This is a genomic window from Actinoplanes sp. NPDC049548, from assembly GCF_040676695.1.
GTDB lineage: Bacteria > Actinomycetota > Actinomycetes > Mycobacteriales > Micromonosporaceae > Actinoplanes.
Genome location: NZ_JBFAPM010000002.1, coordinates 187,816 through 201,384, shown reverse-complemented (window position 1 = coordinate 201,384; position 13,569 = coordinate 187,816). Strand labels below are relative to the sequence as shown.

The following is a 13,569-nucleotide window of genomic DNA, read 5'->3' as shown; positions in this document are numbered from 1 at the left end:
AACCGCTTCTACGACCGGCTGGTGGCGGGCCCGAAGTCGAGCCAGTACCCCGAGGAGCAGCTCAGAGCCGCCCGAGAGAGCGAACGAGTGCGGTCGCCGTACGCGCGATGAGGGTGTTGTCGTAGCCGGCGTCCGCCGCCCGCCGGTTGGTGTAGACCGCCAGGATGAGCGGCGCGCCGGTGGGCGGTTCGACGAGTGCGATGTCGTTGGCCGCGCCGTAGGAGTCCGAGGACCCGGTCTTGTCGCCGATGGTCCAGTCCGCCGGCAGGCCGGCGCGGATGCGGGCGTTCCCGGTGGTGTTGCTGCGCAGCCAGCCGGTCAGCCGCTCGCGGTCGCCGGGGTGCAGGGCGCTGCCCAGCGTCAGGGCCTGCAGGTTCCGTCCCATCGCCGTGGGCGTGGTGGTGTCGCGTTCCTCGGTGGGGAACCAGTCGTTGAGCTCGGTCTCCCACCGGTCGAGGCGGGTGACCGGGTCGCCGAGGCCGCGGGCGTACCGGGTCACCGCCTGTGGTCCGCCGAGCTGCCGCAGCAGCAGGTTTCCCGCCGTGTTGTCGCTGTAGGTCAGGGCGGCCTCGCACAGCGCGGCAACCGTCATGCCGTCCTCGACATGTGCGCTCGTGATCGGCGAGTACTCGACCAGGTCCTCGGTGCGGTAGTGGATCACCCGGTCGAGCAGGCCGGGGTCGCACGTGCGGGCCCGCCGCAGCACCGCCGCCGAAGCGAGGACCTTGAACGTGGACAGCAGCGGGAAGCGTTCGGTGGCGCGGTGCCGGACCATCCGGCCGTTGCCCGTGTCCAGGGCGAAGGCCCCGATCCGCGCCTCGTACTTCCGCTCCAGCTCCGGCAGGCCGGACGACGCGTGGGCGGCGCCGGGCATCAGCAGGAGGCCGGCCGCGGAGGCGCCGCCGAGGAGCAGGGTTCGTCGGGGCAGGAAGGCATGCATGACGGCCACCCTGCCGGTTCGTCCGTCAAATACACGTAAGAACGGCGGCCCTCCCGCGGGGGAGGGCCGCCGTCACCGGCCGGTCAGGTGATCAGCCGCAGGCGCCGTACACCTTGAACTCCCAGAGCGAGTAGCCGTAGGGCGTGCCGCGCTCCGTGCCGTTGACCCGCACGTAGCGGGCCGTGCCGGAGACCGGCAGCGTCCGGGTTCCGGCCGCGCCGTCGGTCACCGTCGCGGCGGTGGTCCAGGTGGTGCCGTTGGTGCTGGTCTGGATCTGGTACGCCTTGCCGTACGCGACCTCCCAGTTCAGCTCGACCCGGCCGAGCGACTGCGCGGAGCCGAGGTCGACCTGCAGCCACTGCGGGTCGGCGAAGGCGCTGGACCAGCGGGTGCCGGTGTCCCCGTCGACCGCCAGGTTCGCCCCGTAGGCCGCGGACTCCGTCGAGGACGAGGTGGCCGTGCGGCCCTGGGAGAGCAGCGGCCCGCTGGTGCACGGGGTCTCCGGGGTGTCCGGCGGCGTGGTGGTGCCGCCTCCGGTCGCGTTGCCGCCGGTCCAGTTCGTCGCGCCGCCGGCGACCGTACGCCCGGCCGGCACGCTCAGCGACTTGCCGTCGGAGAACGTCACGGTCAGCGCCGCGTTGGTGATGTTCGACGCCACGTACGTCTTCGCGCCGTTCTTGGTGAACACCTTGGCGAGCGGGTGGTTCGCGGTGACGCCGGTGTCGACCTGGCCGAGGGCGGCGAGGTTGCGGATCCAGTGGAACGTGTGGGCCTTGCTCTCGCCCTCCTCCGGCGTGTACGAGGTGTTCGCCTTGAACTTGGCGAGCGCCGCGTCCGGGTCGCCCAGGGCCAGGTACTGCCAGAGGATGTCGCGCCAGGCCGTCGGCTCACCGCCGTTGTTGCGGACCAGCTCCGCGTACGTGCTGCGGACCACGGCCGGGTAGTCGCCGAGGTAGAGCTGGCCGCCGGTCATCGGCAGCATGTTGATGCCCACGATCATCGCGTGGTCGGCGGAGAACCAGGTCGCGTACGCGCCACCCGAGCCCCAGACGATGCCCGAGTAGTTGTGACCCCAGGTCGCCGGGAAGTTCTCGTTGCGGACGTCGAACCAGTACTCGTTGATCGCCGCGGCCTGCGTGGTGTGCAGCCAGATGCCGGCGTCGCGGATCTTGTTGTTGCCGGTCGCCTGACCCCACTGGATGAGCGCGTTCGAGAAGTTCTGACCCTCCGAGGAGGACTCCTGGTTGTTGCCGGCCCCGAACGCGCCGTGCCCGGAGGCCCAGTCGTGACCCTCGTAGATGTCGAAGTCCCGCAGGTACGGGAACCGGGTGTCGGTGCGGTCGTAGTTGTTCGCGTCGCGGATCAGCAGGTCCACCATGCCGCCGTAGCGGGCGCTCGAGGCCCACGACGGGTCGAACTTGGCGAGGGTGGCCGCCGCGGCGACGAAGTACCCGTAGTGGAAGTGGTGGTCGTTGAGGTCCTCGTCGGAGGCGTACGACGCGGGGTAGCCGATCAGCGTGCCCCAGTTCTTGTCGTAGTAGAAGACGCGCGCGCTCTTGCCGGAGGACGCGGTGAACCAGTCGGTGAGCCGGGTCCGGATGACGTTCAGCGCCGAGTCGCGGACCGAGGTGAGGTTGAGCTGGTCGGCGATCTCCGCGATCCGGGCGGCGCGGCCCAGGCCCTTGCCCGTCCAGTACGTGTCGTCGCCGCGGAAGTCCGACGGGTTGTTGAGCTCGTTGTTGAGGAACGCCGTGACCTGGGACTGGTCGGCGCCGCTCGAGTCGGCCACCGCCGGGAGCTCGGGGAGCACGCCCGTGTACTTCATCGACGTGCTGAACGACGTACCCGTCACGATCTTCATGGCACCGCGCGGCGAGACGTAGGTGCTCGCCAGCGGGGACGCGCCGGTGAGGTAGCGCCACTGGTGCGGGTACAGCGCGATGACGGTGCCGGAGCCGCTGCCCTCCCGGGCGGTGGTCGTGATCGCGTACGTCGTGTTCACCGTGCCCGAGCCCTGGTCGTACGTGTACGAGACGCGGGTGCCGGTGACGTGGTTGTGCGCGTACTGGCCGTAGGTGTCGGCGAGGGCGACCTTGTCCGCCGTGCTCGCGCTCGACAGGGTCGGCAGCACCGCGACGGAGAAGTAGCCCTTGCCCGCCAGGCTCGACCGGATCGTGCTGCCGCTGACCGTCCACGTCGAACCGGCCGGCCCGTACGCGACGTAGTCGTGCCCGCCGATCGAGAACCCGATCCGGTTGCCGCTGTTCTGCCACGCGGTCGGCGGCCCGGTGATGGTCAGCAGGGCGTCGCCGCCGGTGACCTGGTAGTACGACAGCGGCAGGCCCCGGCCGATGGTGGCCTTGAGGGTGCGCGTGCCGTCGTTCCACGAGGGCGTGACCGTCCAGTCGCTCCACCCGTCGACGAGCGCCTGCGAGGCGTTCAGCCCGGCGACGCCGACCACGACGTGCTGCGCGTACGGGTAGTGGTACTCACCCAGCCCGGTGGCGCTGCCACTGATCGCGGCGTCGGTCTGGTACGAGAGCCCGAGCCCGCCCGCCACCGGCCGGTACGCGGCCGGCCCGGCGAACAGCGGCTGCGAGAAGTTGCAGTCGTCGCCCTTCTTGAACAGCAGCGAGGACCACCAGTCGTTGGTGGGTACGGCACCCGCCGGGGCGTTCGAGGTGACGTACTGCCGCGGGTTGGTGGACAGGTTCCCGCAGCCGGTGGGGAGCTTGGCGCCCGCGGGCAGCGTCTCGGTGTAGCTGCCGGCACCCACGGTGGCCGCGTCGGCGGAGGCCGCGACGGTGACGGCGAGGACGCCCGCGCTGAGGGCGACGAGGACGGCGGTGGTGAGACCGGCGAGGCGGCGCCGGCGTGGGGGGAGCGTGGGATGCATGTCGGGTGCCTCCGGTGGGCTCGGGGGTCGCCCTGTACCGCGAGAAGGTGGGGATTCGCGGCGAAGGGTGTGAGAGCGCTCTCACAGGTTTCGGTGAGGTTAAGCGGTCACACTTTCACCCGTCAATGTTCACAGTTGTAAATTGGGCGTCCGCGTCGACTTCCCGCCAATTCTGTGACTTTGTCGCCGCGGTCCGTAACGATTGACGACGGGCCTGAGATTAACGGCCGTCGGACGAGCTCTCCTCGGCCACGCGCTCGGAGCCACGGCGGCGCAGCAGCTTGAGGCCCGGCAGGCCGACGATCGCCAGGTGCAGGTCGTTGGTGACCTCCAGCAGCGCGTGCAGATCCGGGCCGACCTGATCCAGCTTGCCGAGCAGCGGCATCACGTCGTTGCTCAGGTGCTCCCGCAGCCGCGGCAGCTCGTCGATCATCCTGATCGCCGCCGTGACCTCCTCGGGCGTCAGCTCCTCGACGAACCGGGCCGCGAACGGTGCCGCCCGCCGCAGCGTCGGCGCGTACCCGTCGAGCAGCTCCTTGGCGTCGGCCGACGTGCTCTGCGCCTGCTCCACGACGCCCGCGGCCGTACCGGTGATGCGGGTGACCTCCTCGACCGCGACCGCGACCGCCGCGAGGATGGCCTTGGTCTCGCGGATCGCCTCCGCCGCGTCCACGACGGTGCCTCCGACGCCGGCCACCAGCGTGCCCGCGTCCCCGGCGGTCCGGTCGACCCGGGCCACCAGGCCCTCCGCTTCGGTCGCCGTGCGGTCGAGGCGGGACATCAGATCGTGCGCCTCGATCGCCGTGCGGTCGACCCGCGCCACGAGCGTCTCGGCGCCGGCCGCCGCCCGGTCGGCCCGCGCCACGAGCGTCTCGGCGCCGACGGCCGTGCGGTCCACCCGGGCGACCAGGGTCTCCGCCTCGGCGGCCGTGTGGTCGAGGCGGGACATCAGCGTCTGGGCGCCGCCCACCGTGCCGCCGACGCGGGTGATCAGCGCCTCGGCGTCGCCCACCGCACGTTCCACCCGGTCGATCAGGCTGTCCGCGCGCTCGGCGAGCACGGTCACCCGGCTGAGCAGCAGCTCGGTCTGGCCGAGCAGGCCCAGCAGCCTGATCGGCACCGTGGCGATGGTGGCGGCCGTCTCCACCACCTGCCCGACGGCAAAACGGGACAGGTCGACGAGCGCGGCGGGGGAGGGCAGCAGAGCCATGCTCCCCATTGTGCCCACCAGCACCATGACCAACCGTGAACGTGATCATGCCGAGAGTTCACGAGTTTGGGATCTCGCGCCGGGCACGGCACTATGCATGGGTGCGACGTACCCGATCCTTGATCTTCGCGGTGGCGGCAGCGGTGATCGTGGGCGGTGGGACCCTCATCGGTCTCGGCCTGCGGGACGACAGCGGCGGCGGCACCGGTGGTGGCCTCCTGCCCAGCTCCCTGACGTTCGGCGACGAGCCCCGCCCCAGCGCGGCCCCGTCCCCGACCGGGCCGAGCCCCGAGGAGCTGGCGAGGGCCGAACGCGCCGCCCGCGTCAAGAAGCTCGACGCGGCCCTGAAGAAGTACGCCGCCACCGCCCCCGAGTTCTCCGTCGCGGTCCTCGACAGGAAGACCGGTGAGCGCTACTCCTACCGGGGCACCGAGCGGTACGACACCGCCAGCATCGTGAAGGTCCAGGTCCTGGCCTGCCTCCTGCTGAAGTCCCAGGACGCCGGCCGCGAGCCGACCGCAGGCGAGATGAACCTGGCCAAACCGATGATCCGGCTCAGCGACAACAACGCGACCACGTCGCTCTTCCAGCACCTGGGCGGCCGCAGCGCGATCACGAAGTGCAACGACCGGCTGGGCCTGAAGCAGACGACGGTCAACACCGCGTGGGGTCTGACCAAGACCACGGTCAACGACCAGGTCCGGCTGCTCTCGAAGCTGGTCGACACCAACGGCCCGCTGGACGCCGGCTCCCGCAAGACGGCGTTCACCCTCATGAGCACGGTCAACGAGGCCCAGGACTGGGGCGTCCCGTCGATCGCGAAGACGGCCGAGACCTCGACGGTCAAGAACGGCTGGGACACCCGCTCGGCGGACGGCGGCCTGTGGGCGGTCAACACGATCGGCCGGGTGGTCTCCGACGACAAGAAGACCGACGTGTCCGTGGCGGTGCTGTCCCACAACAACCAGTCCATGGAGAGCGGCATCGCGCTCGTCGAGAAGGTCGCCGCGCTGACCCGTCAGCACCTCAAGTACTGAGCCGGCCTCAGGCGTTCTCCGTCGCCGCGGCCCGGCGCTTGTTGACCATGCTGACGATCTGGCTGATCACCAGGACCAGGATGATCGCCGCGACCACGCCCTGCCAGGGCTCGGGGAAGATCGAGCCGCCGGCCACCCCGATGCCCGCGTAGACCACCGACCACAGTGCGCAGGCCGGCAGGTTCGCCACCACGAACGTCCGCCAGCTCAGCCCGACGAACGCCGCCGCCAGCAGCACCGGGACGCGGCCGCCGGGCAGCAGCCGGGAGACCAGCAGCACCGGGATCTGGCTGCGCTGCAGCCGCTCCTTGACCGCTCCCAGGTGCTCCTCGTCGCGCAGCCAGCGCAGGCGGCGGGCCAGCTGCTCGCCGCCGGCGCGGCACACGGCGTACATGACCAGGTCGCCCACGTAGGCGCCGGCGGCGCCCGCGGCGATGACCAGGACGACCAGGAACGGGTTGTCGTGGAAGGCCAGGGCGGCCGCGCCGCTGACGGCGGCGCCGGTGGGGACGATCGGGACGATGGCCCCGAAGGAGACGACGGCGAAGAGCCAGGCGAGGGCGGCGAGCTCGGAGATCACGCGGCCGGCTCGATCGTGAGGGTCTCGCCGTGGCGCAGCACCCGGACCTGGGCGTCCGGTGCGGAGATCGCGGCCCGGCGGGCGAACTCCATGCCGGGTTCGCGGAACATGTGGGTGCGGATCCGGCCCATGCCGACCGGCCAGAAGGTCCCGTAGTGCACGGGCACGGCCCAGGCGGCCTTGACCCGGCGCAGCGCCTCGGCACCGGCGGCCGCGTCCAGGTGGCCGTGGGCGGCGAGGGTCGGGCCCCAGCCGCCCACCGGGATCAGGGCCAGGTCGAGTGGGCCGAAGCCGGTCATGCCGTCGAAGAGGCCGGTGTCGCCGCCGTACCAGGTGCGCGCCGCGCCCTCGACGACGAAGCCCATCGCCACCGTGCGCAGTTTCGACCACGGGCCGCGGCCGCCGTCGTGGGCTGCGGGTACGGCGCGGACCGTCACCGCGCCGACCGTCGTCTCGTCGCCCGGCACCAGCTCGACGCAGCGGTCGCCGTACGCCCGGCCCAGCCCTTTGGCGACGAAGGCCGCAGCCCCGCGCGGCACGACGAGCAGCGGCTCGCCGGGGATCGCCTTGAGGGACGGCAGGTGGAAGTGGTCGGCGTGCAGGTGGGACAGCAGGACCGCGTCGGGTGTGCGGGGCAGCGCCGGGGTGGGCCCGGCCATCCGGCGCAGGTGGATCAGGCGGTCGGTGAGCAACGGGTCGGTGAGCAGGCACGTCCCCGAGTCGGCCAGCCACATCGTGCTGTGCCCCCACCAGGTGACGCTGACGTCGCTCACCGATCAACCGTACGTGAGGCGCACAGCTTCTTGAGAGCGCGGCCGCAGAGGCGCGCGTACAGGTGCTGGGCGAGCACCGCGGCCGGGCCGCCGAGGCGCATCAGGGGGCGGGCCGGGCGGCTGAAGGCGGTCACCGAGAACCAGACCCGGCCGCGCGCGTCGCGTTCGACCGTGAAGGCCTCCTCGCCGCTGGCCTGGTGGCCGGGGAGGGTGCCGTACCCGAATCCGGCCCGGTCCTCGTCGTCGGCGGTCCAGACCACCTCGCAGGGGACGCTCAGCGGCCCGGCGCCGACGGTGAGCCGGACGCCCGGGGCGGCCCGCTCGGCGGCCGTCCGGATCCGGGCGCCGGTGCGGCGGTGCATGCCGAAGGTCAGGATCGCCTCGGCGGCGCGCTCGAAGACCTCCTCGCCGCCCACGTAGGTGCGGTAGTGCAGGTGCCGGTACCCGGCCGGCAGCGGTTCGTGCAGTGTCGCGCCGACCTCGGCGTAGGTGAACCCGGTCATCGTCGTCCTCTCCTCGTGTCACACCAATGCCCCGGCGCGGCGCCAGCCCACCATGCCGCACACCGCGAATCCGAGGGCGTTCGCCACCCCGTGGGTCGCCGCCATCCAGGCGAGCGACGGGTGCGGCAGCCCGGTGGCCTCGCCGAGCGCCCAGCTGACCGCCAGCACCATCGAGCCGGCCAGCACCAGCGCCGAGCCGGCGATCAGCGTGGCGGTGAGCCGATCGGGGGCGCCGGCGCGGGCATGCCGCCAGGTGAGCCAGCCGACCGTCCACATGCCGGCGGTCAGCACGAGGGCGCCGGCGAGCTCCACCCACTCCGCGGTGAAGTACCCCAGGAGCACGAGCAGCGTGCCGGCCGGGACCGTGAGCGCGGCGGCGTCGGCGGCCGTACCGGGGCGGGTCCGGGTCTGCAGGCCGGCGATCAGCGCGGCGGCGAAACCGGCGAAGTGGAAGTGCGCCACGGTCAGGCCGAGCACGCCGAGCTCGAACCCGAACAGGTGATATCCGCTGCGCTCGGCGACCAGGGCGCTCGCCGCCACGGCCGGTCCGATCAAGGCGGTCAGCACCGCGGCCTCGGCGGGCCACTCGCGGCGGGGCGGGGCCGGTCTGCTGATCGCGTACGCGCAGAGCACCGCGGCCGTGATCGCGTACCCGGTGGCGAGCGCCGTGGCGACGCTGCCGCGCGGCAACCACAGGCTGACCGCCCCGGCCGCGGCGCCGAAGGGCCAGAGCCGCCGGGCGAGCCCCGCGGCCGGATCGGCCAGCAGCCGCAGCCCGGCCGGCACGACGACCAGCATCCCCACCGCGATCAGGAGATTGACGAGCACCCGCATGGCGATCACCCCGTCTTTTGAACGTGTTCAAGTTTCTGCGACCACTGTAACCCCTCCGCGCCCGGGTTTCCGAAGGGCGGTCGGTTGGGCACACTGACGCCGTGACTGGACCCCGTACCGCCGTCGTCGTGAATCCCGTGAAGGTGCCCGACCTGGACCTGCTCCGGCGCACCATCGTCGAAGGCCTCGCCACGGCCGGGTGGCCCGAGCCGCTCTGGCTGGAGACCACCCCGGAGGACTCCGGTCGCGGCCAGGCGCTGCGGGCGATGAAGGAGGGCGCCGAGCTCGTCTTCGTCTGCGGCGGCGACGGCACGGTGATGGCCGTGATCTCCGCGCTCGCCGGCACCGACGTGGCGCTCGCCGTGATCCCCGCCGGCACCGGCAACCTGCTGGCGGCCAACCTCGGCCTCACCGGCGACGCCGCCACCGGCGTGGAGATCGCGCTGCAGGGCGGCCGCCGCCGCATCGACGTGGGCGTCTGCGGCGACAAGTGCTTCGCCGTGATGGCCGGCATGGGCTTCGACGCGCAGATGCTCGAGGGGACGTCCGAGACCGCGAAGAAACACATCGGCTGGATCGCGTACGTGGGCGGCGCCCTCAAGCACCTGCGCGACAAGCCGATGCCGGTGGTGATCTCGCTGGACGGCAAGCCCCCGCTGCGGCGCCGGCCCCGGACGGTCATCGTCGGCAACGTCGGGCGGCTGCAGGGCGGCGTACGGCTGCTCAGCGAGGCCGACCCCGCCGACGGCCGCCTCGACGTCGCGATCCTGAGCCCCCGCAACCTGGCCCACTGGGCCGCGCTGGGCTGGGCCGTGGTCCGTCGCCGGGAGCGGGTGCCGCGGATGGAGACGTACACCGCCGAGCGCGTCGAGATCCGCAGCGTCCGGCCGCAGCCGCGCCAGCTCGACGGCGATCTCATCGAGCCGGGCAAGAGCATGTCGATCGGGGTCCGGCACCGGGCGCTGCTGCTGTGCGTACCCCAGCCGGACAGCGACCCCGACCTCGCGTACGACAGCGGCGCCGCCGAGAAGGCCGCCGAGGAGGTGCGCGCCGCGGCGGAGGAGGCCAAGTGAGGGAGCTTGCGACCGAACCATTAGGCTCAGCGCCTTTTGTGCCTCATGGTGTCGGGGAGCGAAGCGAGGCGACGCCATGAGCAGCACCTCGCCCGTACCCGAGACCAAGATGATGCCGGGCGACGAGCTCTCGGCGGACGACGCGTTCCTGGCGCTGCGGCACTATGGACGGTGGCATCTGCTGCGGGACGCGTTCGTGCGGTTCCGGTACGGCGACGGCTTCAGCCACTCCCGGGCGCTGGCCCTGCAGCTGTGCCTGGCGATCGTGCCGTTCATGATCGCGCTGTCCGGCCTCGCCACCGACCTCGGCGCCGAGGAAGGCGGGCGGGTCGTCGCGGACACCGTCCTGGCGCTCACCCCCGGCGCCAGCGAGCCGCTGGTCCGGGACCTGCTCAACGACGACGACCGCACCGAGGACGCCGGCGAGCTCGCCCTCGCGCTCGGCCTGCTCACCGGCCTGGTCGCGCTGACCACCGCGATGGCCCAGATCGAGCGCGGCGCCAACCGCATCTACGGCGTCGAGCGCGACCGCAAGGCCCTGGAGAAGTACACCCGCGCGGCGGTGCTGGCGGCGGTCGCCGGCCTGCCCGCGCTCTTCGGCTTCCTGCTGCTGGTCGCCGGGCACGCGACCGGCGACTCGATAGCAAGGCATGCCCATTGGGGCTACCGCGCCCATCTGACCTTCGACATCGTCCGCTGGCCGCTCAGCCTGGTGCTGATCGTGTTCGCGGTCGGCCTGCTGTTCCGGCACGCGCCCCGCCGCCGCCAGCCGGGCCTCACCTGGCTGCTGTTCGGCGCCGCCCTGTCGACCGTGCTGTGGTGGGTCGCGAGCCTGCTGCTCGCCGGGTACGTCCTGGTCAGCGACGGCTTCGGGGCCACGTACGGCCCGCTGACCGCGATGATGGCGCTGCTGCTGTGGGCCAATCTCACCGGGGTCGCCCTCTTCCTCGGCCTGGCGTTCGCCGCGCAGCTCGAGGCGCAGCGGGTCGGCATCACCCGGCCGGCGCTGCGGGACCACTGGGAGCCGGGCGACGAGAAATCCGGTGTACCGGAGAAGCGCGTGGGGTAATTCCGGCGCACCCCAACGGATGCAGGAGCGCGGACATGGTCATCGACCACCACCAGGACAGGACGGTAGCCGAGGAGCCCGTCGAACGCCGGCCGATGCTGCACTTCGCCGAGCGCAGCGTCGTGGGCCTGCTCGTGGTGATCGCCCTCGGGCTGGGCTTCGGTCTGCTGCTCGTGCTCGTCCGCGCGAACTGGGGCCCGCTGGAGCGCCTCGACCACGGCGTGGCGAACTCCCTCAACCGGCTCGTCGCCCCGCACCCGGGGTTCGTCGGCGCTCTCGAGTTCGTCGCCCGGCTCGGCGGACGGCCGATCATGCTGTGGCTGGTCACCATCGCCGTGGTGGCTCTGCTGATCCGCAAGCGGATCCGGCTCGCGGTCTACCTGGTGGTCGCCGGGACCGGCGCGCTGCTGCTCGACCCGTCGCTCAAGGCCCTGGTCGCCCGGGTCCGCCCGGTCGTCGCGGACCCGGTCGCCCACGCACCCGGCAACAGCTTCCCGAGCGGCCACGCCCTGGGATCGATGATCGTGTACGGGGCCCTGCTGCTCGTCTTCCTCCCGGCGGTCTCGGCACGGCGCCGCAAGTGGTTCGTCACCGTGATGGCGGTGATCGTCCTCGCGATCGGGCTCACCCGGATCTCGCTCGGCGTGCACTACGCCTCGGACGTGCTGGCCGGCTGGCTGCTGGGCGCCGCGTGGCTGGGCGTCACCGCGTACGCCTTCCGGGTCTGGCGCCGGGAGACCGGCCGCCCGGAGACGTCCCTCGAGGACGGCCTGGAGCCGGAGGCCTCCGCCGACGTGCGCCCCGGCATCCCCGGAGAGCGGCTGCTCCCGCACCCGTGGGCGGGCGCCATGGAGATCATCGTCGGCTGGGTGCTCATCTTCGGCGTGCTGTACGCGTTCGGCTGGACGGTCACCAACCACCTGCCCGGCTGGCTGCAGAACTTCGACGACGGCGTGCCCCGGTGGCTGCAGGGCTTCCGCACCCCCACCTGGGACGACGTCAGCTACGCGTGGAGCAAGGCCGGCGACACCCACGCCATCCTCATCGTCTCGCTGGTGTTCTGCCCGATCGCCCTCGCCGTCTGGCGGCACTGGCGCATGGTCCTCTACGTCGTCCTGGCCATGTTCGGCGAGCTGACCCTGTTCCTCTGCACGGCCGCCGCCGTGGGCCGCCCCCGCCCGCCGGTCGAGCACCTCGACGGCAAGCTGCCCACCTCGTCCTTCCCGTCCGGCCACATCGCCGCGACGATGTGCCTGTACGCCGCCATCGCCGTGCTGCTGGTGCCGCGGCTCAGGGCGTACTGGTGGCGTTGGATCTTCGTGGTCCTCGCCGTCGTCATGCCGCTGGGCGTGGCGGTCTCCCGGATGTATCGCGGCATGCACCACCCCACCGACATGCTGGGCGCGGCGATGCTCACCGCGGGCTGGCTGACGGTGCTCTACTTCTCGATCCGTCCGAACGCGGGCGTGCGCGATGCCGACTAGCCTGCTCACCTGGAACATCAAGACCGGAGGCAACGGCGGCCGGCTCGACTCGGTCGTCGCGCTGCTGGCCCGCGAACGCCCGGACGTCGCCGCCCTGCAGGAACTGCGCGACTTCCAGCGCCACGACGGCCGCCGCATGCGCGAGGTGGCCGACGCGCTCGGCATGGTCGCGCACCTCGCCCCCTCCGCCTTCGGCCAGCCGGTCGCCGTCCTGGTCCGCCCGCCCCTGACGTTCACCCGCCGCGCCACGGTCCGCTGGCGCCTGCACCACGCGGCGGCAGCGGCCGAGATCCCCACCCCGGCCGGACCGCTCACCGTGGTGAGCACGCACCTCAACCCGTTCCAGCCGTACCGCCGGATGCGCGAGGCCCGCTGGCTCGCCCACCGCTTCCGCGCCCCGCTCACCGTCATCACCGGCGACCTCAACGGGCTCGACCCGGACACCGCCCACACCGAACGCCTCGCTCGCCTGCCCGAGCTCTACCGCCGCCGCCACCTCGACCGCGACGGCCACCCGGACACCCGGGCGATCGGGGCCTTCCGAGCGGCGGGCTACGTCGACGTCTGGCGCTCGGCGGGAGTCGGCGACGGCCTCACGGTCCCGACCACCAAGGGCGGCGGCCACGAGTTCTCCAACACGGGAATGCGGCTCGACTACCTGATGGCCCGCCCCGAGCTGGCCGCCCGCGCCTCCCACGCCCGGGTCATCCACGGCGACGAGGCCGAATGGGCCTCGGACCACTACCCGCTCGCCGTCGACCTGGACCTCACCACACCCCGCTGAGCGTGCTGACCCACGACGCCGCCCTCGAGGCCGATGGCGCCGTCCCGTACGTTCGGTCACCATCGCCCGATGAGGATCTTGCGGGGGTTCGTCGGTGGCTGGATCGCGCGGATCTACCTGATCGCCGTGGCCGCGTCGACCGTGTGGGCTTTCGTGGAGATCACCAGGTCAGGCCAGCCGGGCGCCGACTTCGCCGTCATGGGGACGATGCTCCTGACAGCGCCCTGGTCGTATGCGCTGTTGACGGCCACCGCAAGATGGGACGGCAACGACGGGGTGTTCATCAGCTGCATCGCGGCGGCCGCATTCGTCAACGCCGCCGCCCTCAACGGTGTGGTGGTTCTGATGCGCCGGGCGGGCACCCGGGTATCCCCTTCCGACTAGAC

13 protein-coding genes are annotated in these 13,569 nt (G+C 72.3%); 6 read left to right on the top strand and 7 right to left on the bottom strand.

Annotated features, from left to right (window positions below; all coding sequences use genetic code 11):
• Positions 1–61: 61 nt before the first annotated feature.
• The 3 genes from bla to AB0J80_RS05040 form a co-directional block, all read right to left on the bottom strand.
• Complete coding sequence (gene bla, locus AB0J80_RS05050; protein WP_364700537.1) at positions 62–940, bottom strand: class A beta-lactamase; 879 nt, start codon at positions 938–940, stop codon at positions 62–64.
• A gap of 91 nt (positions 941–1,031) precedes the next feature.
• Entirely contained in the window at positions 1,032–3,836 is a 2,805-nt protein-coding gene (locus tag AB0J80_RS05045; RefSeq protein WP_364700535.1) for a glycosyl hydrolase, read from the bottom strand.
• Between the two features lie 220 nt (positions 3,837–4,056).
• Entirely contained in the window at positions 4,057–5,046 is a 990-nt protein-coding gene (locus AB0J80_RS05040; RefSeq protein WP_364700533.1) for a hypothetical protein, read from the bottom strand.
• Positions 5,047–5,147: 101 nt separating this feature from the next.
• On the opposite strand from AB0J80_RS05040, the gene AB0J80_RS05035 reads away from it, so the two are divergent.
• On the top strand, positions 5,148–6,083 hold the full coding sequence (locus AB0J80_RS05035) for a serine hydrolase (protein WP_364700531.1): 936 nt from the start codon (positions 5,148–5,150) through the stop codon (positions 6,081–6,083).
• Positions 6,084–6,090: 7 nt separating this feature from the next.
• Here AB0J80_RS05035 and AB0J80_RS05030 read toward each other — a convergent pair whose 3' ends face one another.
• Genes AB0J80_RS05030 through AB0J80_RS05015 form a run of 4 tightly spaced genes read right to left on the bottom strand, consistent with a single transcriptional unit; the run spans position 6,091 to position 8,773 of the window.
• Entirely contained in the window at positions 6,091–6,663 is a 573-nt protein-coding gene (locus AB0J80_RS05030) for a VTT domain-containing protein (protein WP_364700529.1), read from the bottom strand.
• The gene (locus AB0J80_RS05025) at positions 6,660–7,436 is read right to left on the bottom strand and encodes an MBL fold metallo-hydrolase (RefSeq protein WP_364700527.1); all 777 of its coding nucleotides are present in this window, start codon (positions 7,434–7,436) and stop codon (positions 6,660–6,662) included. The genes AB0J80_RS05030 and AB0J80_RS05025 overlap by 4 nt, the downstream gene beginning before the upstream one ends.
• Positions 7,433–7,939: a DUF1990 domain-containing protein gene (locus AB0J80_RS05020; protein ID WP_364700525.1), complete on the bottom strand. Its 507-nt coding sequence runs from the start codon at positions 7,937–7,939 to the stop codon at positions 7,433–7,435. The genes AB0J80_RS05025 and AB0J80_RS05020 overlap by 4 nt, the downstream gene beginning before the upstream one ends.
• Before the next feature lie 18 nt (positions 7,940–7,957).
• The gene (locus tag AB0J80_RS05015; protein WP_364700523.1) at positions 7,958–8,773 is read right to left on the bottom strand and encodes a YndJ family protein; all 816 of its coding nucleotides are present in this window, start codon (positions 8,771–8,773) and stop codon (positions 7,958–7,960) included.
• Positions 8,774–8,874: 101 nt separating this feature from the next.
• Between AB0J80_RS05015 and AB0J80_RS05010 the strand changes: the two genes are divergently transcribed.
• From AB0J80_RS05010 to AB0J80_RS04990, 5 genes are all read left to right on the top strand, one after another.
• The gene (locus AB0J80_RS05010; protein WP_364700521.1) at positions 8,875–9,846 is read left to right on the top strand and encodes a diacylglycerol kinase family protein; all 972 of its coding nucleotides are present in this window, start codon (positions 8,875–8,877) and stop codon (positions 9,844–9,846) included.
• Positions 9,847–9,922: 76 nt separating this feature from the next.
• Positions 9,923–10,915: a YihY/virulence factor BrkB family protein gene (locus AB0J80_RS05005; protein WP_364700519.1), complete on the top strand. Its 993-nt coding sequence runs from the start codon at positions 9,923–9,925 to the stop codon at positions 10,913–10,915.
• A gap of 35 nt (positions 10,916–10,950) precedes the next feature.
• Complete coding sequence (locus AB0J80_RS05000; protein WP_364700517.1) at positions 10,951–12,399, top strand: phosphatase PAP2 family protein; 1,449 nt, start codon at positions 10,951–10,953, stop codon at positions 12,397–12,399.
• Entirely contained in the window at positions 12,389–13,183 is a 795-nt protein-coding gene (locus AB0J80_RS04995; protein ID WP_364700515.1) for an endonuclease/exonuclease/phosphatase family protein, read from the top strand. Before AB0J80_RS05000 ends, AB0J80_RS04995 begins: the two co-directional genes overlap by 11 nt.
• A 69-nt stretch (positions 13,184–13,252) precedes the next feature.
• The gene (locus tag AB0J80_RS04990) at positions 13,253–13,567 is read left to right on the top strand and encodes a hypothetical protein (protein WP_364700513.1); all 315 of its coding nucleotides are present in this window, start codon (positions 13,253–13,255) and stop codon (positions 13,565–13,567) included.
• The last annotated feature ends 2 nt before the right edge of the window (positions 13,568–13,569 follow it).